The sequence below is a fragment of the Pseudomonas sp. P5_109 genome, assembly GCF_034009455.1.
Taxonomy (GTDB): domain Bacteria; phylum Pseudomonadota; class Gammaproteobacteria; order Pseudomonadales; family Pseudomonadaceae; genus Aquipseudomonas.
This window is the reverse complement of record NZ_CP125380.1, coordinates 3,437,164-3,459,324: the sequence shown is the minus strand read 5'-3', so window position 1 is coordinate 3,459,324 and position 22,161 is coordinate 3,437,164. Positions and strand designations below refer to the sequence as shown.

The 22,161-nt window shown below is 60.5% G+C and carries 11 protein-coding genes and 2 pseudogenes; 8 read left to right on the top strand and 5 right to left on the bottom strand.

Features of this window, described 5'->3' with window-relative positions:
* Positions 1–1,481: 1,481 nt before the first annotated feature.
* Positions 1,482–4,382, bottom strand: a complete 2,901-nt coding sequence (locus QMK54_RS15515; RefSeq protein ID WP_320402871.1) for an EAL domain-containing protein — start codon at positions 4,380–4,382, stop codon at positions 1,482–1,484.
* A 350-nt stretch (positions 4,383–4,732) separates the two neighbouring features.
* The gene (locus QMK54_RS15510) at positions 4,733–4,966 is read right to left on the bottom strand and encodes a hypothetical protein (RefSeq protein WP_110662179.1); all 234 of its coding nucleotides are present in this window, start codon (positions 4,964–4,966) and stop codon (positions 4,733–4,735) included.
* A gap of 340 nt (positions 4,967–5,306) precedes the next feature.
* On the opposite strand from QMK54_RS15510, the gene QMK54_RS15505 reads away from it, so the two are divergent.
* On the top strand, positions 5,307–6,629 hold the full coding sequence (locus QMK54_RS15505) for a DUF1329 domain-containing protein (RefSeq protein ID WP_223588562.1): 1,323 nt from the start codon (positions 5,307–5,309) through the stop codon (positions 6,627–6,629).
* Positions 6,630–6,686: 57 nt separating this feature from the next.
* Here the strand turns inward: QMK54_RS15505 and QMK54_RS15500 are convergent, their stop codons facing one another.
* The gene (locus QMK54_RS15500; RefSeq protein ID WP_110662633.1) at positions 6,687–6,848 is read right to left on the bottom strand and encodes a DUF2986 domain-containing protein; all 162 of its coding nucleotides are present in this window, start codon (positions 6,846–6,848) and stop codon (positions 6,687–6,689) included.
* 297 nt (positions 6,849–7,145) lie between these two features.
* Here QMK54_RS15500 and QMK54_RS15495 point away from each other — a divergent pair, with 297 nt between their 5' ends.
* Both QMK54_RS15495 and QMK54_RS15490 read left to right on the top strand, forming a co-directional pair.
* Positions 7,146–10,529, top strand: coding sequence for an Ig-like domain-containing protein (locus QMK54_RS15495; protein ID WP_413787362.1), 3,384 nt, complete (start codon positions 7,146–7,148; stop codon positions 10,527–10,529).
* A gap of 540 nt (positions 10,530–11,069) precedes the next feature.
* Positions 11,070–12,127, top strand: a pseudogene (locus QMK54_RS15490) (IS110 family transposase).
* A gap of 869 nt (positions 12,128–12,996) precedes the next feature.
* On the opposite strand, the gene QMK54_RS15485 reads toward QMK54_RS15490, so the two are convergent.
* Complete coding sequence (locus tag QMK54_RS15485) at positions 12,997–13,563, bottom strand: nucleotidyltransferase family protein (RefSeq protein ID WP_320402914.1); 567 nt, start codon at positions 13,561–13,563, stop codon at positions 12,997–12,999.
* Positions 13,564–13,722: 159 nt separating this feature from the next.
* Here QMK54_RS15485 and QMK54_RS15480 point away from each other — a divergent pair, with 159 nt between their 5' ends.
* From QMK54_RS15480 to QMK54_RS15465, 5 genes and pseudogenes are all read left to right on the top strand, one after another.
* Positions 13,723–15,060: an MFS transporter gene (locus QMK54_RS15480; RefSeq protein ID WP_320402870.1), complete on the top strand. Its 1,338-nt coding sequence runs from the start codon at positions 13,723–13,725 to the stop codon at positions 15,058–15,060.
* Between the two features lie 114 nt (positions 15,061–15,174).
* Positions 15,175–15,720, top strand: a complete 546-nt coding sequence (locus QMK54_RS15475; protein WP_223588556.1) for an AAA family ATPase — start codon at positions 15,175–15,177, stop codon at positions 15,718–15,720.
* 139 nt (positions 15,721–15,859) lie between these two features.
* Positions 15,860–16,138, top strand: a pseudogene (locus tag QMK54_RS31210) (PAS domain-containing protein); the annotation flags it as partial.
* A gap of 117 nt (positions 16,139–16,255) precedes the next feature.
* Positions 16,256–17,425, top strand: a complete 1,170-nt coding sequence (locus QMK54_RS15470; protein WP_413787372.1) for a methyl-accepting chemotaxis protein — start codon at positions 16,256–16,258, stop codon at positions 17,423–17,425.
* 368 nt (positions 17,426–17,793) lie between these two features.
* Complete coding sequence (locus QMK54_RS15465; protein WP_110661269.1) at positions 17,794–19,494, top strand: aspartate:alanine exchanger family transporter; 1,701 nt, start codon at positions 17,794–17,796, stop codon at positions 19,492–19,494.
* A 1,734-nt stretch (positions 19,495–21,228) separates the two neighbouring features.
* Here the strand turns inward: QMK54_RS15465 and QMK54_RS15460 are convergent.
* Positions 21,229–22,134: an amino acid ABC transporter substrate-binding protein gene (locus QMK54_RS15460; protein ID WP_110662412.1), complete on the bottom strand. Its 906-nt coding sequence runs from the start codon at positions 22,132–22,134 to the stop codon at positions 21,229–21,231.
* Positions 22,135–22,161 lie beyond the last annotated feature (27 nt).

Sequence of the window (22,161 nt, the reverse complement as noted above, 5' to 3'; positions counted from 1 at the left end):
GAACGCCAAACTGTAGGAGCCGGCTTGCTGGCGATGGACTCCAGTGCGCCGCGTTTATCCAGTTTGTACGCGTTATCGTTAACGACCATCGCTGGCAAGCCAGCTCCTACAAGGGACCGCGTCCGAGTGGAAATGATGTGAACGCCAAACTGTAGGAGCCGGCTTGCTGGCGATGGACTCCAGTGCGCCGCGTTTATCCAATTCACACGCGTTATCGTTAACGACCATCGCTGGCAAGCCAGCTCCTACAGGAGACCGCGTCCTGGTCGAAATGATGTGAACACCAAACTGTAGGAGCCGGCTTGCTGGCGATGGACTCCAGTGCGCCGCGTTTATCCAATTCACACGCGTTATCGTTAACGACCATCGCTGGCAAGCCAGCTCCTACAGGAGACCGCGTCCTGGTCGAAATGATGTGAACACCAAACTGTAGGAGCCGGCTTGCTGGCGATGAACTCCAGTGCGCCGCGTTTATCCAGTTTGTACGCGTTATCGTTAACGACCATCGCTGGCAAGCCAGCTCCTACAAGGGACCGCGTCCGGGTCGAAATGATGTGAACGCCAAACTGTAGGAGCCGGCTTGCTGGCGATGGACTCCAGTGCGCCGCGTTTATCCAGTTTGTATGCGTTATCGTTAACGACCATCGCTGGCAAGCCAGCTCCTACGAGGGACCGCGTCCGGGTCGAAATGATGTGAACGCCAAACTGTAGGAGCCGGCTTGCTGGCGATGGACTCCAGTGCGCCGCGTTTATCCAGTTTGTACGCGTTATCGTTAACGACCATCGCCAGCAAGCCGGCTCCTACAAGGGACCGTGTCCGAGTCGAAATGATGTGAACGCCAAACTGTAGGAGCCGGCTTGCTGGCGATGGACTCCAGTGCGCCGCGTTTATCCAGTTTGTACGCGTTATCGTTAACGACCATCGCTGGCAAGCCAGCTCCTACAAGGGACCGCGTCCGAGTGGAAATGATGTGAACGCCAAACTGTAGGAGCCGGCTTGCTGGCGATGGACTCAAGTGCGCCGCGTTTATCCAATTCATACGCGTTATCGTTAACGACCATCGCTGGCAAGCCAGCTCCTACGAGGGACCGCGTCCGGGTCGAAATGATGTGAACGCCAAACTGTAGGAGCCGGCTTGCTGGCGATGGACTCCAGTGCGCCGCGTTTATCCAGTTTGTACGCGTTATCGTTAACGACCATCGCCAGCAAGCCGGCTCCTACAAGGGACCGTGTCCGAGTCGAAATGATGTGAACGCCAAACTGTAGGAGCCGGCTTGCTGGCGATGGACTCCAGTGCGCCGCGTTTATCCAGTTTGTACGCGTTATCGTTAACGACCATCGCTGGCAAGCCAGCTCCTACAGGAGACCGCGTCCTGGTCGAAATGATGTGAACGCCAAACTGTAGGAGCCGGCTTGCTGGCGATGGACTCCAGTGCGCCGCGTTTATCCGGTTCACACGCCATCGCTGACAAGCCAGCGCCTACAAGGGACCGAGCAGTGAACTCGCCAGCAGCGCCTTCAAGCCCATCGGCTTGGCAAAATGATAACCCTGGGCCTGCCCTGCCCCCATTTCCCGCAGCAGCTCCAGCGTCGCTTCATCTTCCACACCTTCGGCCACCACACTCAGGTCCAGCGACTCGGCCATCCGCACTATCGCCCGGACGATCGCGCGACTGCGCGGGCTGGTGGTCAATTCGAGGATGAACGACTTGTCGATTTTCAAGCCGCTGAACCGGTATTGATGCACATAGCTCAGGGATGAAAACCCTGCACCGAAGTCATCGAGTACCACCGACATGCCGTTGTCCGCCAGTTGCTGCATGGTCTGCCGGGCAATCGCCGGCTCGGCGACGAGCGCCCCTTCGGTCAGTTCCAGGCAGATTCGCGACGGCGAGACCCGGTGCTGAGCCAACAGTTCCAGCACCTCACTGGCGAAGTCGGGACGCGTCATGCTGTAGCTCGAACAATTGACGTGCACCGGTGGCCAATTGGCGTGGTCAGGTTGTGCGAGGATTGCGGCAATGCTGGCAAGCATGTACAGGTCCAGTCGACCGATCAGGCGCAAGCCCTCGACATCCGGCAGGAACTCCCCCGGCGCGATCACCCGGCCGCCCGGCTGATGCCAGCGGATCAGCGCCTCAAGAGCCAACAGTTCGCCGGTCTCGACGCTGACGATCGGCTGGAAATACGGCAGCAGCTCGTCAGTACGCTTGAGCGCGTTGCGCAAGGCCCCTTCTCGCTCGACCTGGTCCGAGACTTCACGGCGCACTTCCTGGTTGAACACCGCGAAGCTGTCGCGCCCGGCACTCTTGACCCGGTACATCGCCGCATCGGCATCGCGCAACAAGTCGGCGGGCTCGTGATGGAACTGACTGTCGGCACTGACGATGCCGATACTGCAGGACGAGAAAACCTCATAGCCATTGATGAAAAACGGCAGGTCGAACGCGACCAGGATCCGCTCGGCAATTTCGATCACCACTTCCAGCGGGGCGTCGGGCGCCAGCACCGAAAATTCGTCGCCCCCCAGGCGCGCCAGCATGTCGGTGTCGCGCAGGCAACCGCGCAAACGGTGGGCCGCCTGCATCAACAGCAGGTCGCCAAAATGGTGGCCGAGGCTGTCGTTGACCATCTTGAAGCGGTCGAGATCGATGAACATCACCGCCAGGTGCCCGCCTTCACTGCCGAACCGCGCCCAGGCCAGATTCAGGCGCTGTTGCAGGTAGGTGCGATTTGGTAGCCCGGTCAGCGCATCGTGGGAGTTTTCGTGCTGCAACTTGGCATTGGCGTGATCGAGTTCGCGGGTACGGCTCTGCACCCGAGCTTCCAGCTTGAGGTTGGCGGCATGGATCGCTTCGGCCGCCGTGCGTCGCGACAACGCAGTGTCTATGTGCCGTGACACGAACGTCAGCAGTTCCTGGTGACGCAGGGTATAGCGCACCTGCGAGGTGTAGCTCTGCACCGCCAGCACGCCACGCACCACGTCCTCTTCGAACAATGGAATGCCCAGCCAGGAGTAGGAGCGTACGGACTCGCGGGCCTCTTCGATTTCACCCTGGGCCGACAATCGCTCAGCCTCGCCGGCGTCAATCAGGCAAGGCCGGCGCTGACGGATCACGTACTCGGTCAAGCCCCTGCGCCCTCGGCGTGCCGCCGGGCAGGTCGTCTGCCGCTCATCCACATAATAGGGAAACGTCACCTCACCGGTGTCGTCGTCGAACAGCGCGATGTAGAAGTTCTGCGCGAATAGCAGATCGCCGACGATGCCATGCAGGGTCTGGAACAACTCGGCCATGTCGCCCGGCTGGCTCGACAGTTCGGCAATCTGGAACAGCGCGCTCTGCAGATGTTCGGCGCGTTCGCGGTCTGCCACTTCCTGCCTCAAGGCGTCATTGAGTGCCGAAAGCTCCAGGGTGCGACGCATCACTGTTTCTTCGAGGTCCTCGCGGTGCAGAATCCGGTCCAGTGCCATGGCCACGTGGCGGGCGACCACCAGAAACAGCGCGCGGTCTTCGGCACTGTAGGTACGAGAAACGTCGTAGACCTGCATCGCCAGCATGCCAAACACGTCATCCGAGGCGTTTTTCAACGGCGCGCCCATCCAGAACTCGGGACGCTCGCCCACGCAGTAGAAACGCCCTTCGGCTTGAGCCGCGAGAATGCCGGCGGCGTCGATCAGCACCGGCTGGCCGGAGGTCAATACCTGGCCGGTCAACGACAGGTGCGTTGGGTCAAGGTATTCGTAGTTCTCGGCCTCCAGGGCCTCCGGATCAATGATATCGACGTAATAGGGATAGTCGATCTTGCCGGTGCGCGGGTTATACAGCGCGAGGTAGAAGTTCTCGGCGTCGATCAGGCTGGCCAGCAAGCGGTGAACCCCGACCAGAAATACCGAGCGATCACGGGTCGAACTGGCCAGGTAGGTGATTTCATACAGCACACGCTGCGTGATCTGCGCGCGGGCCAGGGTATCGGTCTGTAGCTGGATGCCCAGGCGCTGGGCAAATCCCGCGAGCGCCGGCGCCGCAGCATCCTCGATTGGCGCAAGCAGCCAACCCAACTCACTTTCGCCCCTGCCGGTCGGCCAGCGGTGCACGTTGCGGGCGCGGCAAAAGGCTTCAAACTCGTCATTCGCAACGCTTGAAGGCCACTGTGCCCGCGGATCGCCCTGGCCAACCCGATGCATCTGTTCACCGGCGCGGTAAAACACCCACGCGGTGGTATGGACCCAGTTCCGCGCTGAGTCCAGCAAGTGTTCGATGGTGTCGTCGTCGCCAGCGTAAGCCATGCCGACAGTATCCGGGTTCCCTATGGGTTGAAGTGCGGCAACTCCGCAATGGCTCGAATGCCGGCGGGAGTCGGTCAATGTACGAATACTCATCAGGGCTCCCTGCGCCAAAAACTGCCGAAACTCACCTACTACCTACTAGCAATATGACATTACGCCTCTCATTTAAAGCTTATAGCGGTTTTTTTCAATGACTTTGTTCACTTTAGTACCAGGGATGAGACTGGCCGCAAATTATTCGCTGCCTGTTGCCCAGGCAAGGTATCCATGGTGATGCGCTTGATCACCCTGAGCGAAGCGGGTGGCAAGCGACCCTAACAAAGAAACGCCACTCTAGTGAGTGGCGTTTTTTTTGATGTTCAGTCTCAGACACAAGCTCTGCGAGGGGCCAGGTTCCACGGCAACTGCCCATTAGCCCCTGCTTTCAAATGGCCTTGAACCTGTCAGTCGTCGTTGTCATCACGATCGCGGTAGCGACGGTGATCGCGGTCATAATCACTGCGATCATAGCCTCGACGATCATATCCCTGATCATCGTCCCCTCTTTGGTCGTAACCCCGTCGATGGTCATGATCGTGATAGCGGCCGTACCGTTCTCCGTCATCCCAGTGCGGGCCGCAGCCTCCCAACAAGACGGCGCTGGAAATGGCCACGATCAAGGTTACTGCGCGATTCATAGGAACGTCCTGAATGTCGGAGGTATGCAAGGGTTGCGGCCGTCCGAATTTTCATCCGGGCAGCGTTCAGTCGTGGCTATGACCATCCAGTAACTCAATGATTCCTTTAGGAAATACAAACAATTGCTGCGTAGCACTCAGCCATCACGCCAGCAAATGCCCCCTCCAGACACCCGGGTCTGTCATGGATAGCCAAGGGACTGTCGTCAAATGAAAAGCGCCCCCGTACCGTGGGGCTTTTAATGGAGGTTCTAAAAAGTCTCTGGCTATCGAGCCGGCGGATACGACCGCTGCGCCCGAGTCACGAGTTGCCTGGTACGCCAGGCAGGAGAATAACAATATGAAATTCGTGAAAAGTCTTCTGGCCGCCGTGCCGCTCATGGTGCTGGCCATTGATGCCCATGCCGCCGTATCGAACCAGGAAGCCGCCCGGCTCGGCACCAGCCTGACGTGGGTGGGGGCCGAAAAGGCCGGGAATGCCGACGGCTCTATTCCGCCCTACAACGGTGGCCTGACCACCGCCCCCTCCAGCTTCAAGACCGGCGACAGCATGCGCCCGGACCCCTTTGCGGACGAAAAACCGCTATTGGTGATCAACGGCAGGAACGTCGATGCCTACAAAGGCATGCTCACCGCCACCACCGTAGCATTGGCCAAGCGCTACCCCGGCTTTCGCATCGACGTGTATCCGACCCACCGCACGGCATCGCTGCCACAGGCGGTACTGGACAATAGCCGCAAGAACGCCACAGCCGCCAAGTCCCTCAACGGCGGAATTGCGTTCGACAACGTGTTGCCGGGTGTGCCGTTCCCGATCCCGCAATCGGGCGCCGAGGCCATGTGGAATTTCCTGCTGCGCTACCAGGGCGTCAACATCCATTCCAAATATGACTCGTGGAGCGTCGACACGGCGGGCGTGGCGAGCCTGGCTGTGACCGGCGAGGCGTTCGTCTCCTTCCCGATTTACGAGAACATGGCGAAACCGATCAACAACTCCGACATCTACTACCAGTTGAAGCTGTCCTACACCGGACCTGCGCGGCGGGCCGGCGAGTCGATCATGCTCAAGAACGCCACCAACCCGCTGCAGCGCCCCGGCCGTGCCTGGCAGTACATGCCGGCCCAGCGCCGGGTCAAACAGATTTCGATCCTGGCCTATGACACCCCAAACCCCGGTACCGCCCGTGCACTCGAGCTGTATGACTGGACGCTGGTGGGCAAGCAGGAAATGATCGTGCCCTACAACACCTACAAACTGACCTACGCTCGCGACGCCAAATCACTGACCACGCCGAACTTCATTGCGCCGGACTTCGTGCGCTGGGAAAAGCACCGGGTCTATGTCGTGGAGGGCAACCTCAAGGCCGGTGCAACGCATATCTATCAGAAGCGCCGCTTTTACCTGGATGAAGATACCTGGGCCGCGGTGGCCTCCGATCAATACGACACCAGTGGCCAGCTGTACCGTGGTTCCTTCGCCTTCTTCAGCCAGAGCTATGACAAGCAGGTCCCGGATGCCACCCCGTTCATGACGTACGACCTGTCGAAAGGCACCTACAACATCAATGGCGTGGTGGGCCCCCATGGTGGCATCCGCTACATCGAGCCGCTATCGACGGCGCAGTGGGTGCCGGAGTCCATGGCGGGCACCGGTATTCGTTGAGTTCGTGGCGATAAAAGGCCCCTCTGGTTCGAAAGAACGGGGCCAGTGCTTCCGGGATCAGCTTTCGGGGGATACGACCGGGTCTTGAGCGGCTTCGGCTTCCAGCTTCAACCGGTCAGCCTTGCTGATGTATTTATCCTTGTTTTTCGGTGCCAGTTTGGCGCTGGCCTTTTTCGCGTTGGCCTTGAGTATCTGATTCAGTTTCTTGCGACGATTCATGGTGTTCTGCTCAACCTGTAATTGCTCGATTGTATCAGACCAAAGTCTCAGACCGGGCCGCCACATCCCCCGGAAATGGGGTTCTTCACCCACCTACCCGGGTGTTTATCACCAAATTAGAGGAATAACCCCCTCTCTCCCCCTCTTCTTTGGGCTGCAACGCCCGGAAAAACTGATTCGTTGATTTGAGTTTCTTTTGCTCCAGTAATGGCTCATTAGTTGCACACCCCCTTTTGTGCCCAAAACAGCAGTCGTCCCGGACATGGAGACGGCGGGACATCAAGCGAGGGGTGACCTATGAAACGCGCAACACACTCAAGCAATTCGCTCTATCTGCTGCGCAAAACAGGCCTGCCTTGTGCGATGTTGTTTTCCCTGGCCACGGCAGACGCCGTGCCGCTGGATGATTTCGGCCCGCCACCACCGACCGACCCCTCGGCGTTTGCCAACCCGCCAGCCGACCCCAAGGCCGCGCTGGATGCCTTGCTGACCTTGCCAGCCACCAACCAGGGCGCCATCGCCCTACCCAACGGCGCGTATGGCGACCGGGACACGCCACGGGCCGACAACGTGCTGCCGCCAGCCCTGCAGACATCCTTCAAGATCCCTACCAACGGCAAGCCCAGCCCATTGTTCGGGGCCCTGCCGTACACGCAGCAGCTGCTGCTGTTCGAAGAATTCGGCACGGAAAAACTCGACCCGACACTGCCGGCCCCACCGCTGACCTTCCCGCCTCCGATCGTTGGCCCGGCGCCCACGCAGGACCCGAACAGCATAGCCCGCAGTGGCCCTTCGGCGGCGTCGCTTGAAGCCTTCATGCGCCAGCCGGGGCTGTACCCGTTTCCGTCGCAGTACTCCAACGTGCTGGACCGCAACCCGTGGAAAGCGCAGATCGAAGCTTTCCTCAACCGCCATCCAGTCAGCTCGCCGGCCGAAGGTCGTCCGCCAGGAAAAGGCTGGTCGCACCAGCGCTGGAACGAGTTCTACCCACAGGTCGCCTTCAAGACCGCGCAAGCGGGCGCCAAGCTCAACGGCGGCATGCGCGACCGCCGCCAGTTGCACAACTATGCCGTCGGTGAGTTCGGGCCGGGTGGGCTGTATAACCAGACCTCGGACACCCCGATCATCGCGGGCACTACCAAAGGCATCGACACGCGTTTTCACCCCAACATGCCGATCCAGAACCACAAGGCGCTCTGGACCTTCGACGGCACCTTTCCGCCAAAACTGTTGATGGTGCGCTACGGCCAGGGGGTGCTGATGCGGCACTACAATGCCCTGCCGATCGATCCATCGGCCAACATGGGTTTCGGCCTGCACACCCTCAGCACCCACGAACACAACGGTCACTCCCCGGCCGAAAGCGACGGCTATGCCAACGCGTTTTTCTTCCCGGGCCAGTACTACGACTATCGCTGGCCGATCCAGTTGGCCGGCTATGACAGCATCAATACCAACGCCCAGGATGCGCGCGCGGCGTTCCCCTGCGCCCCGGGTGAAACCCTGTTCGTCAACGATGCTACGCCGGGCCTGAAGACCTGCAACAACGGCAGCATCAAGATCCGTGGCGACTGGCGCGAAACCATGAGCACCCACTGGTTCCACGACCACATGCTCGATTTCACCGCGCAGAACGTCTACAAGGGCAATGCGACGATGATGAACTACTACAGCGCCGTGGACCGTGGCAACGAAGCGCTGCAAGACGGGGTCAACCTGCGCCTGCCCAGCGGTTCGGCGCTGCCCTGGGGCAACCGCGACTATGACGTCAACCTGATGATCGCCGACAAGGCCTGGGACGCCAATGGCCAACTGTGGTTCAACCCGTTCAACACCGACGGCTTCCTCGGCGATCAGATCCTGGTCAACTGGCAGTACCAGCCGCGCCTGAACGTGCGGGCGCGCAGCTATCGCTTCCGCATCCTCAATGGTTCGGTGTCGCGCTTCTTCAGGATTGCGCTGGTGCGTGAAGTCGTTGGCACCGGTGGTGAGTTCCCCGGCCCGGCCGGTTCCGGCCTGTCGTATACCCGGGTGCCGTTCCACATGATCGGCAACGACGGCAACCTCATGGAACACGCCGTGCCGTTCGACGGCAGCATGGACCTGGACGCCGACGGCGATGTGCAAGACCACAACGCCATCCTGCCGACCCAGGGCATTGCCGAGCGCTTCGACATCATCGTCAACTTCGCGAAAAACGGGATCAGGACCGGCGACAAGCTGTACTTCGTCAACCTGATGGAGCACCAGGGCGGCAAGGGGCCGGAGAGTACACCGCTGAGCCTGGCCGACGTACTGTCCGGCAAGTACAAGGCGGTGCTCAAGTCGGGCAGCAAGGGGCTGGAATGGGACCTGGGTGACCCGGCGGTGGGCAAGTTCATGCAGATGGTGGTGCAGCCTTATGCCGGCCAGGACGTGAGCATGAATCCCGCCGACTACGAACCAGCCAAACCGGGTAAACCGGTGGGCAAGGTCATGATCCCGCTGACGATCAACCGCGACGATCCGACGATGCAGGCCAAGCTCAAGCTGGCGCGGCATCGCGAGTTTGTCTTCGGCCGCTCCGACGGCACCGACCAGGAACCCTGGACCATCAAGACCGACGGTGGTTTTGGCAACCGCGCGGACCTACGCCGGATCAGCGCCGCGCCGCAACTGGCCACTGGCCCGAGCCCTGCCGGGTTCTCCGGCGACGGCACCCTGGAAGTGTGGAAAATCAGGAACGGCGGCAACGGCTGGAGCCACCCGGTGCACGTGCACTTCGAAGAAGGCGTCATCCTCAACCGCGACGGCAAGGCACCGCCGGAATGGGAAAAATGGGCACGCAAGGACGTCTATATCATCGGCCAGGGCATCGACAGTACGGTGGACGTGGAAATGGCGATCCGCTTCCGTGAATTCGCCGGGACCTACATGGAGCACTGCCACAACACCCAGCACGAGGACACGTCCATGTTGCTGCGCTGGGATGTCGAGAATCCCGGCCAGTTCCAGTTGATGCCAACGCCACTGCCCGGCTGGGACGGCGTCACCTACGTCAACTCCGCCGCGCTGCCAACCTTCCGCACTGGCGATACACGTAATGGTGACGGCGATAACAAAAAACCGATCGCCAACCCCGACAGCGCTGTCAGCAACGGTCAACCGGTGACCATCAACGTCCTGGCCAACGACACCGACCCTGACGGTAACGTGCCACTTAAAGTGGTGGGCCTGGCGCAACCGGACTCCGGCAAGGGCACGGTCAGCACCGATGGCCTGCGCGTGGTCTACACACCACCGGCTACTGTCGCCGCACCGTTCACCGCGACCTTTACCTATCAGGCCGCCGATGCCAAGGGTGCGGAGTCGACACCGGCAACGGTATCCGTGGCGGTCTCGGCAGCGGTCGTCGAGAACCTGATCGTTACCGGCGCTACCGTTACTGCCCGCAGCAACGGCCGCTATTACTGGGTCCTGTCCGGCACCACCTCACGTGGCACAGGCAATAGCATCACAGCGACTGCCACGACCACAACCGGTACGGTGAACCTTGGCAACGCCACCCTGACCACCACGCCTACCGGCGCACGCTGGCAGTTCGCGGTGACCACCGTCGGTAGTCCGCCATCGACCAGCCCGACAGCGACCATCAAGTCGGCCTTCGGCAAAACCGTGACAGTGCCGGTAGTGGGGAACTGAGTTCAACCTGGCTTTAGCAACGAGGGCCTCAAAAGATTTGAGGCCCTTTTGTTTCGACGGTCACTTGTAGGAGCCGGCTTGCTGGCGATGATCGTTAACGATGACGCGGGTGAGCCGGATGAACGCGGTCCCTTGTAGGAGCTGGCTTGCCAGCGATGGTCGTTAACGATAACGCGGGTGGACAGGATAAACGCGGTGCACTGGAGTCCATCGCCAGCAAGCCGGCTCCTACAGTTTGGCGTTCACATCCTTTCGACCGGGACGCGGTCCCTTGTAGGAGCTGGCTTGCCAGCGATGGTCGTTAACGATGACGCGTATGACCTGGATAAACGCGGCGCACTGGAGTCCATCGCCAGCAAGCCGGCTCCTACAGTTTGGCGTTCACATCCTTTCGACCGGGACGCGGTCCCTTGTAATTGGATGGACTCGCCCAAGCCGAGGCGTCAATGCGCCACGGTGGCAGTCTAAACAGCCAACGACAGCGAGGGCGAGTCCATGAAAAATCATAGTTCGTTTGATCAATCCGTGTCTTCTTCCGATTTGTCGGCCTGCACAACCTTGGCGGTCGACTTGGCCAAACAGGTCTTTCAGGTCGCCGGTGAAGATATCCTCGGCCAGGTGCGCTACGAGCAGCGGATCAAGTCGCGCGAGGCGTTTTATGATTTTCTCCGACAGTTGCCGGCGCATGTCGTGGTTTTGATGGAGACCGGTCCGGGTGCCCAGGCCTGGGCCCGGCAGCTGCAAGACAAGGCAATCCGGTGCGGATTCTTCCAGCCGGTTTGGTGGCCACACATCGCAGCGGGCCTAAAAATGATCGCAACGATGCGCTGGCGATTCTGCGGGCCAATCGCGATGAAAAAATCTGCGCAGTACCGGTCAAAAGCGTTGCGGCGCTGGCAATGCAGGCGTTGCATCGCGCCCGCCAGGGCTATGTGCGTCGACGCACGGCCCTCAGTAATCAGATGCGCGGCCTGCTGCTTGAGCACGGCGTAGCCTTGGCACAGGGCGATGTTGCGATCAGCCAGAAAATCCCGCGGGTGCTGGAAGATGCCACCCAACCGGTGCCGGGCCTGCTGCGTGAACTGATCGACGAACTGTTGGCCGAGTGGCGCCATTTGGGCGAGCGCATCAGCGTACTGACGGGACGCCTGGAAGTGGCCGCCAACGCTGACATGACGGCGAAGCGGCTAATGACTGTGCGCGGCATCGGCCCGGTCACTGCCACGGCACTGGTGGCCAAGGAAACCAAGCCTGAGCGCTTTCCCAATGCCCGCAAGTTTGCCGCGTACTTTGGCATGGTGCCTGACCAGCACAGCAGCGGGGAGACGGTCCGGTTGGGGGGCATGACCAAGCGAGGTGATGCTTATTTACGCAGCCTGATGATCCAGGGGGCCCATGCGGTGCTGCAACAACTACGACCTGATTCCCAGCAACCCGATGACCGCCGCTTGTTGCACTGGATGAGCCGGTTGGGCCGTAAGGAGGCTGCGATCAGGCTAGCCAACCGCAACCTGCGAATCGTCTGGGTGCTTCTACAGAATGACCAGACTTATCGTCGCCACGCGGGTGATGGCCAGCCAGCGACGATGGGCCACTGAGCGACAGAGTTCTGCCACCGAGGTACTAACCGTCTGACCCTCTGCTGAAAAAAATTGACCCCAGGTAAGACCGGCGTGGATTGATGCCTAAGCTCCTACTGGCCTTCGAGGCCTGACTGTAATCGGCATACCACGAGCTTTTCCAATTTTGGCCAGAAGCCGAAGACGGCTTCCACGAATAGGCCTAATACATAGATGCAACGGGGCAGCGGTTTTTCAAAAGCGGGTAGACAGTGGGGGCGAGTCCATACATAGGAGCTGGCTTGCCAGCGATGGTCGTCAACGATAACGCGTGTGACCTGGATAAACGCAGCGCACCTGAGTCCATCGCCGGCAAGCCGGCTCCTACAGATATTGCGCGGCCCCTTGTAGGAGCTGGCTTGCCAGCGATGGTCGTCAACGATAACGCGTGTGACCTGGATAAACGCGGCGCACTGGAGTCCATCGCCAGCAAGCCGGCTCCTACAGTTTGGCGTTCACATCCTTTCGACCGGGACGCGGTCCCTTGTAGGAGCTGGCTTGCCAGCGATGGTCGTTAACGATGACGCGTGTGAACCGGATAAACGCGGTGCACTGGAGTCCATCGCCAGCAAGCCGGCTCCTACAGTTTGGCGTTCACATCCTTTCGACCGGGACGCGGTCCCTTGTAGGAGCTGGCTTGCCAGCGATGGTCGTTAACGATAACGCGGGTGGACAGGATAAACGCGGTGCACTCAAGTCCATCGCCAGCAAGCCGGCTCCTACAGTCCATCGCCAGCAAGCCGGCTCCTACAGGTATTGCGTTGTCGGTGTTTCCCGGGATTGCGTGAAGAACCCAATAAATGCCAGGTGGACAGCGTAACAGGCAACAATCGGCTCTCATCTGCAGTTCAACCGAGGGGCTCGATGATCCTGAGCCAGGGCCAACGGGCCTGATAACTTTTCGCCTTCTGCTCGAACAAGTCTGGACTGGGGTTCTTTGGATTGTTTCGAAGTAGCCCGTGCTCTGTGTCGGCCAGGCCGTTGGGAGCATAAACCTCGCCGGTTGCAACATCCCAACCCATGCAGGTACCGGCAACCAGGTAGCGATCGATCCCGTCCCTGGCCGACTGAAGCTGAGGATAATCCCCGCCAAACCGCTGTCTGTACCACAGGTGCACGCGAGCCTGGTTCTTGACTTCAACGTTCACCCCGAGGTCCTCGAACAGACGCCCGGCGCGCTGGATGACCTCATCCTCTGCTTCCCAGGACAGATCTTCATCGAAGTAAAAGACGTCGTAATCCTTCACTCCCCACGCTACCGGTCGCTGCGACTGACGATTCCAGACAGCCTGGAACAGGCAACCGGCCGTGAGCATGCATTGCTGCAGACCGAGCTCGGGCAAGCGCTCGGCAAGGGCTGCATTTACCGGGTTGGTCATTGCGATACTGATCAGTTTTTCGACAGTCAATGTCATTTTCATCCCTTTTAAATCGTTGAAGTCCTGGTAGGCGAACAGCGGGCAATTTAACGGCAAGACGTCGGTACTGACTATGTGGATGACACTTTTGAAGTAAACCGCCGCAGAGCCTGCCCTGATAATCGATAGCTTACTGACGAATTGTCGAGGTCAAGCATGACGAGCGCAACTATGGAACAAGTCAGCCCAAAAACGCTGAGAAGAGTGATTGTGGCCGCCGGCATTGGCAATTTCGTCGAGTGGTTCGACTTCGCCGTCTATGGCTTTCTGGCCACGACCATCGCCCAGCAATTTTTCCCCAGTGGCGATGCCAGTGCCGCGTTGCTCAAGACCTTTGCGGTGTTCGCCGTGGCCTTTGCGTTTCGACCCCTTGGCGGGATTTTCTTCGGCATGCTGGGCGACAGGATCGGCCGCAAGCGCACCCTGGCGATGACCATTCTGTTGATGGCCGGTGCGACGACCCTGATCGGCCTGCTGCCCACTTATGCGGCGATCGGGGTCGCGGCGCCGATTCTGCTGTCGCTGATCCGTTGCGCCCAGGGCTTTTCCGCCGGGGGCGAATACGCCGGCGCCTGTGCCTACCTGATGGAACATGCACCGAGTGATAAACGCGCCTGGTACGGTAGCTTCATTCCGGTGTCGACCTTTTCCGCTTTCGCCGCGGCCGCCGTGGTGGCCTACGCGCTCGAAGCGTCATTGTCGGCCGAAGCAATGGGCAGTTGGGGTTGGCGCCTGCCGTTCCTGATTGCCGCGCCGCTGGGCCTGGTGGGGCTTTACCTGCGCTGGAAGCTCGATGAGACACCGGCATTCCAGGCGGTGACCGAGGAACATGCCGTCGCCCACTCGCCACTCAAGGAAACCTTGCGCAACCATGGGGCAGCGATCTGTTGCCTGGGTGCCTTTGTGTCACTCACCGCACTGTCGTTTTATATGTTCACCACCTATTTCGCGACTTACCTGCAAGTCGCCGGCGGCTTGAGTCGCGCCACAGCGTTGCTGGTCTCACTGATCGCATTGCTGTTCGCTGCGGCGATCTGCCCGCTGGCGGGGCTGTATTCGGATCGGGTCGGACGTCGAAGGACGGTGATGACGGCATGCGCGCTGCTGATCGTGGCCGTGTATCCATCGTTCCTGATGGCCAGCTCCGGCTCGTTCGCAGCGTCCGTCGTCGGCGTCATGCTCCTGGCGATTGGCGCCGTGTTGTGTGGCGTGGTGACAGCGGCCCTGCTCTCGGAAACCTTCCCTACCCGTACCCGATACACCGCCTCGGCGATCACCTACAACATGGCGTACACCCTTTTCGGCGGCACCGCACCGCTGGTGGCGACGTGGCTGATCAGCACCACCGGCAGCAACCTGTCACCGGCGTTCTACCTGATCGCGGTGGCCTTGCTCGCGCTGGCGGGTGGACTGGCATTGCCGGAGACCTCAAGGATTTCCCTGCATGAGGTTGCGACACAGGAGAAAGGCGCAGGAGTGAGCGCTGCGGTCTGAAACACGAAACGAGCCGGCCAGGCGCTATATCCGTGAGGTTTCCTTGACAGCCGTTGACTGGCCATCAAAACCCTGCACAATTGCCGGCTTTTTTCGCGACAGGACGTCCCTCCCATGCAACGGATCGTAATTCTGGGCAATGCCGGTAGCGGCAAATCCACCCTCGCCCGCGCGCTCGGCAAGCGTCTGGGCTTGCCGGTGGTGCACCTCGATACATTGTTCTGGGAGCCCGGCTGGATCGAACCCGACGCCGGGCAGTTCCGCGCGCGGGTCAGCGCAGCAATCACAGCGGATACCTGGGTGTGTGAAGGCAACTATGCCCGGCGCACCTTCGACCTGCGCCTGCCCCGGGCCGACCTGATCATCTGGCTCGATACGCCGCGACTCACCTGTTTCATCCGGGTGATCATGCGCAGCGTCTTGAACCGCCCTCGCCCCGACCTGGCAGCCGGCTGCACAGAGAAGCTCGACCGGGCGTTCCTGACCTTCCTCAAGTTCGTGTGGAATTTCGATCGAGGCTACCGCCCGGGTATCGAGGCGGTGCGCCTGACCATAGGCCCACGGATTCCTGTGGTGCACTTGCGCGGTAGCCGCCAGATAGCCGCCTTTCTCCATGGCTTGCCCGCAGTGCCTGAAATCGACATCGTGGACTTGTCATGAAATGACAAGAAATTGTCGTCGAATGAATCGCCGCCAGTCTCCCCCGCCCATAAATTCCTAGTCGAGCCCGGTGCAATGCTGGGCGCCTGTCTGCTTTATATGCTCAACATCATAATAATAATCCGAGGGGCCGCACCGTATGCGCGTGAATTTACCCGTGACCGAGCATGAAAGAGTATTCCCTGCCGAACAGCGATTGATCTCCACCACCGACCTCGACAGCCGCATCACTTACTGCAATGACGCCTTTGTGGCCATCAGCGGTTTCACCTACGACGAACTGGTCGGTCAGCCCCATAACCTGGTTCGACACCCCGATATGCCTCCCGGGGTATTCATTCATATGTGGCACACCATCAAGCAAGGCAAACCCTGGATGGGTCTTGTGAAAAACCGCTCGAAAAATGGTGACTTCTATTGGGTCAGTGCCTACGTCACGCCCATCTATGAAAACGGACGCCTGAGTGGTTACGAGTCGGTTCGTTCGCTGCCCAGCCGCGACCAGGTCAGTCGGGCAGCGGCACTCTATGCAAGGATGCGCGCCGGCAAGCCGATCGTTGCCCGCAGTGCGCGGATTCTAAGACCGCTGCAACACGGCTGGCCGTTGCTGATGGCTGGCGGGCTCTCACTGCTGGGCAGTCAGTGGCTACCACAAACGGCGGCGCAAGGAGTCCTGGTGGCGAGCCTGGGCATTGCCTGGTACCTGATCGAATCCCGACAGCGCAGAGCCATCGAGCGCACCCTGGCCGAGCATCCGAAAGCCTTTTCCGATCCATTGGTCGCGCTCACCTATAGCGACAACCACGGCCCCCAGGGTCGCCTGGACATGGCCATGCTCAGTGAGGAAGCGCGCTTGCAGACAGCCCTGTCCCGGCTCGTCGATGCCGGGGTCAACGTCAAGGCCAAGGCGGCGCAGTCATCCGCACTCTCGGGTTCCCAGGCGCAGTCGCTGGATCGTCAGCGCAGTGAAACCGATCAGTCCGCCGCCGCCATTTCCCAGATGGCCGCGACCATCCAGGAAGTCACCCAAAACGTCATCAGCACCGCACATGCCGCGTCGCAGGCCGACCAGTTGACCCGCGAGGGCACTGAGCTGGCGGAGCAAAGCCTGAGCGCCATGGCAACCATGCACGCGGCGGTCAACGAGATTGGCCAGGCAGTCAATGCATTGGCCAGCGAAACGCAATCGATCGGCAGTGTCGTGGATGTCATCACCGCCATTGCCGAACAGACCAACCTGCTGGCGCTCAATGCGGCGATCGAGGCGGCCCGGGCTGGCGAGCAAGGGCGCGGTTTTGCCGTGGTGGCCGACGAGGTGCGTTCCCTTGCACAACGCACTCGCACCTCCACCGAACAGATCCACGGCATCATCGCTTCGCTGTATAGCGGTGCCGATCGCGCAGTCTCGACGGCCAGCCGTGGCGAGCAGATTTCCCGTGAAAGCATGCAGCGTGTCGAGGCGGTGCAGTCGGCTCTGGTCGGTATCAGCCAGGCCGTCACCCGGATTACCGGCATGAGCCAGCAGATGGCCTCGGCGTCTGAAGAACAGAGCCATGTGGCTGAAGACATCAACCAACAGATCACGCGAATTGCCCAACTCTGTGATCACAGCGCCGGGCAGGCCAAACAAGGTGCCGCGATCAGCCAGGACCTGGAAGTCATGGCCGAGTACCTGCACAGCCTGGCTGCGCGTTTTAGTCGATAGTCATCAGCGCCCCGGCAAGATGGATTGCGGAACGGAAATGCGAGCGAAGGTGTCAGCTGTATAGACACCTCTGTTTCGCATCCCAATCCAGATGGAGCGCTGAAGTCATGAACAACATTATCTATCTCGTCGGTGCTGTTGTGATCGTCCTGTTCATCCTGTCGTTTGTCGGCATTGTCTGACCGACCACTGAAGGTCGTGACAACTTGGCAAAGGTCCGCGCAGGCTTTTCCTCACAGCGGGAGGAAAAGCCATGGACGTTACTTATCTGGCACTTGGTTCAACACCCCCGGCTTCACACGCTACGCTACTGCCTGAGGCTTTCCTGACATCAGGCATCAACGTAGCTAAACCGGGGGATTCAAACCGTGCAGGCACTCTTCGCGTTTCTCAACGCCAATCCCTACATGTTGCTGTTCCTGGTGGTGAGCCTGGCGGTGCTGATTGGCCGCTTCACCATCAAGGGTTACGGGTTGGGTACCGTCGGCGGCGCCATCGTGGTTGGCTGCGGCGTCGCCATTGCCGCCTCTCTCTATGGCATCACGTTCAAGCTCGACACGTTCACCATGAACCTCTTCTACTACCTGTTCATGTACGGGGTCGGTTTGCGCGTCGGTCCGTCCTTTCTCAATAGCCTGAAGGATGATGGGCTGAAGTTCACCGTGCTTGCGGTCATTTGCAGTGTGGTCAGCCTGGCCGTGGTGGTCTTGGGCACGCGTCTTTTCAACCTGCCGACTGGCGCGGCCGGCGGCATCCTCGCCGGGGCCACGACCATGTCCTCTGCCATCGGCTCGGCCGAGCAGGCGGTTACCTCGGGTGCCGTCCACCTCGCACCGGGCGACACTGTCGAGGGGGTGTCGGCGATGATCACCCTGTCCTACGGCATCACCTACATCTGGGGCACCGTCGGCATCGTGCTGATGTGCAAATACATGCCGCGCTGGTGGGGGGTCGATGCCAAGGCGGCAGCCCGTCGTTATGAGGAAGAGCATGGGATGCATGATCTGGAGGACGACGGCCTCACCGCTGACAAGGCCTTCGGGTTGCGCGCTTATCGCCTGGAAAACCGTACGACTGCCGGCCTGACCGTCCGCGAATTTCTCGCTCGATTCCCGGAGTATCGCATCGTCAATGTGCATCACGGCGATGAGGCGATAGGGGCCGATCCTGACATCCAGCTGCAGCTGGGGGATGTGATTACCCTTGGCAGTACACGTACAGGCCTGACCACCAACATCGGCCTGATCGGCCCGGAGGTCGATGACGCCAAGGCGCTCGCCGTCCCCCTGGACCACGCGGAGATCCTGGTGACAGAGAAAACCGTGATCGGCAAGCAGCTCAAGGAGTTTCGCGGACTGGACCTGGCCGGGCAGCTTCAATTGACTCGCATCCAGCGCGGCGGTGTTCCATTGCCCGTCGGGCCTGAGACTCGGTTGCAGCGTCGCGACGTGCTGTTCGTCACCGGCCTGTCCAGCGCCGTGCAGCGCGCGGGCGAGTTGTTTGGGGTTATCGCCCGGCCCAGCAGCATGACCGATTTATTGACGTTGTTTGTCGGGATGTCCCTGGGGCTGCTGATCGGCCTGATCCAGTTCCCCGCCTTCGGCGCCTCCGTCGGCCTGGGGAGCGCGGGTGGCCTGATGGTCTCGGGCATCATCGTCTCGTCGCTGTCCTCGCGCCTGCGCTTCTTCGGCAATACGCCGAACGCAGCGCGTAACATCCTCGAGGACATCGGCCTGCTGGTGTTCGTTGCCATTGTCGGGATCAATGCCGGCGCCACCCTTCTCGCTCAACTGACGGGGATGCTCGCCGTGCAGATTTTCCTGGTGGGCTTCGTCGCCTGCATGCTGCCGCCGTTCGCCGTCTGGGTGGTTGGCTATCACTTGATGAAGATCAATCCGGCGGTACTGATGGGTGGCATGGCCGGTGCCCGCAGTCATTCCGGCCCGTGTCTTGAGGCTGCGGCGGAGATCGGTAGCAACGTGCCGTGGGTCGGTTTTCCGGTCGCGTTTGCAGTGTCGGGCATTCTGCTGACGGTCCTCGGCTACTTCGCCATGGTCTTTGCCAATTGATGCGGTACCCAATGAAAAGGCCGCCCGCAGGCGTAATTCGGTCCAGTCGCAAGTAAACCAAGTGCTCCTTTGTGGGAGTGAGCCTGCTTGCGAAGGCGGCCTGACAGCCGGCCTGTCTTTTGTTTTGATCGTGTACATATCCGTTGCTGCGGTAACGGCGGCTTAGGGTTTCGCCCTTACGGCGAGTCCCTTTTCCAAACGCCGAAAAGGAACCAAAAGGCTTTGCCCCACCATTCGGTGCCTCGCTAATGCTCGGCATGCCCTCACTCCGGCATTGCTCCGTGGGCCCGCCGCGATCGGCCATCCATGCCGGGATGCCCACTGCGCAATGCCTGCGTTCGGCCTCTGGAAACGGGGCTGGTAGATCAAGATCAAAAGCCAGAGCCAAAGCCAAAGTCTTTTTTTGATCGCGTACATATCCGTTGCTGCGGTAACGGCGGCCTATGGTTTCGCCCTTACGGCGAGTCCCTTTTCCAAACGCCGAAAAGGAACCAAAAGGCTTTGCCCCACCATTCGGTGCCTCGCTAATGCTCGGCATGCCCTCACTCCGGCATTGCTCCGTGGGCCCGCCGCGATCGGCCATCCATGGCCGTGCGCGGCTATCCCGGCATCCATGCCGGGATGCCCACTGCGCAACGCCTGCGTTCGGCCTCTGGAAACGGGGCAGGTAGATCAAGATCAAAAGCCAAAGCCAGAGCCAGAGCCAAAGCCAAAGCGTAGAAACGTCCGAGCTATCGACCAGGCCGGCCAGCAGGCCGCCTCGCTTTTGCTTTGGCTTTTGATCTTCTTGCCCCATCGAGAGGCCGAGTGGAGGTTCTGCGCAGTGGGCAACCCGGCATGGATGCCGGGTTAGCCGCCCCCGGCCATGGATGGCCGATGGCGGCGGGCCCACGGAGCAGGACCGGAGCGAGGGCATGCCGAGCCACAGCGAGGCACCGAACGCCAGGGGCAAGAGCCCTTGGTTACTTGGGGCTTTTCCAAGTGACCCGCCGTAAGGGCGGAACCAAAAGCAGCCGTTACCGCAGCAACGGATATGTACGCAGTCAACAAAAAACAGGTCGGCTGTCAGGCCGCCATCGCTGGCAAGCCAGCTCCTACAGGGAAAAATACGCACGGCTCCCAATCAGGCCGGTTGGCCACCTCGTTTTGGCTTTTGCTTTGGATCTTCTTGCCCCATCGAGAGGCCGAGCGCAGGTTCTGCGCAGTGGGCAACCCGGCATGGATGCCGGGTTAGCCGCCCCCGGCCATGGATGGCCGATGGCGGCGGGCCCACGGAGCAGGACCGGAGCGAGGGCATGCCGAGCCACAGCGAGGCACCGAACGCCAGGGGCAAGAGCGCTTGGTTACTTGGGGCTTTTCCAAGTGACCCGCCGTAAGGGCGGAACCAAAAGCAGCCGTTACCGCAGCAACGGATATGTACGCAGTCAACAAAAAACAGGTCGGCTGTCAGGCCGCCATCGCTGGCAAGCCAGCTCTTACAGGGAGAAATACGCACGGCTCCCAATCAGGCCGGTCGGCCGCCTCGCTTTGGCTTTTGCTTTGGATCTTCTTGCCCCATCGAGAGGCCGAACGAAAGGGGCAAGAGCCCTTGGTTACTTGGGGCTTTTCCAAGTGACCCGCCATAAGGGCGGAACCAAAAGCAGCCGTTACCGCAGCAACGGATATGTACACCACCCCACCACGTATTAAGTGAACAACATAACGCCCGCAAGCGGCCTTTGACTCACGATGACATCAGGGCAACGCATACACCCTGAACAGTCTCTTCACCGTAAGGTTGCTCCCGCCCAGATACTGGTCGTAGGCCTTTTCCACAAAGCCCGAGTAATAGGCCTCACTCAGGGCCGTGTCGACCAGCAAGCGGAAGTCTTCGTCGTTGCGTTCCACCATCATCGCCACCGGCGAGTACTCGAAGATGCGGTCCAGGATCATCAGGTTCTTGGCCGCGCCTTCCTTGGCCACTTCGTTGCGCAGCAGCATGCGTTCGGAGAAGAAGGCATCGGCCTTGCCCTCGGCAACCAGCTTGACGCCCTCGTCGTTGTTGGCCACGGTCACCAGCGAAGCGATCACGTTGAGCAGGCGCATCTGCTCGCGAATCCAGTCTTCGGTCACGCCGCCCTCAAGGGTCGCGTAGGTCTGGTTGGCCAGGCCATTGTTGATGCTGGCTCGCCAGGTCGGGCCGGTGTTGGCGACCTTGCCATTGAGCACATTGAGCAAGGGTTCGCCCGCATCGTTGCGCACCACGACCGAGAGACCGGCAGTGTAGATCGGGATGGAGTAGCTGATCATCTTGCGCCGTTCCAGGGTGGGCGCTGTCGGCGTGCAGAGGATATCGACCTTGCCCTGGCTCACGGCACTGACCTGGTCCGCAACCGTTACCGGCTGATAGTGCACCTGCAGGTCGGGCAGGCCCAGTTCGCGCTTGAGCGTGTCGGCGATTTTCAGGCACAGGTCGATGGCATAACCGCTGGCCTTGTCGCCTTCCTGTTTGCTGAAAGGGGCCAGGTCAGGCAAATAACCCAAGGTAAAAGTGTGGCTGCTGCGCACACGCTCAAGGGTGTTGGCGCCGGCCACCAGCGGCAGCGTCAAGAGTGCGAAGGCCAGCAGCAGTCTGGTGGTTGTGGCAAATGGTACGTTCATGTCCGGTTTCCCCGTATGCAGATGTCT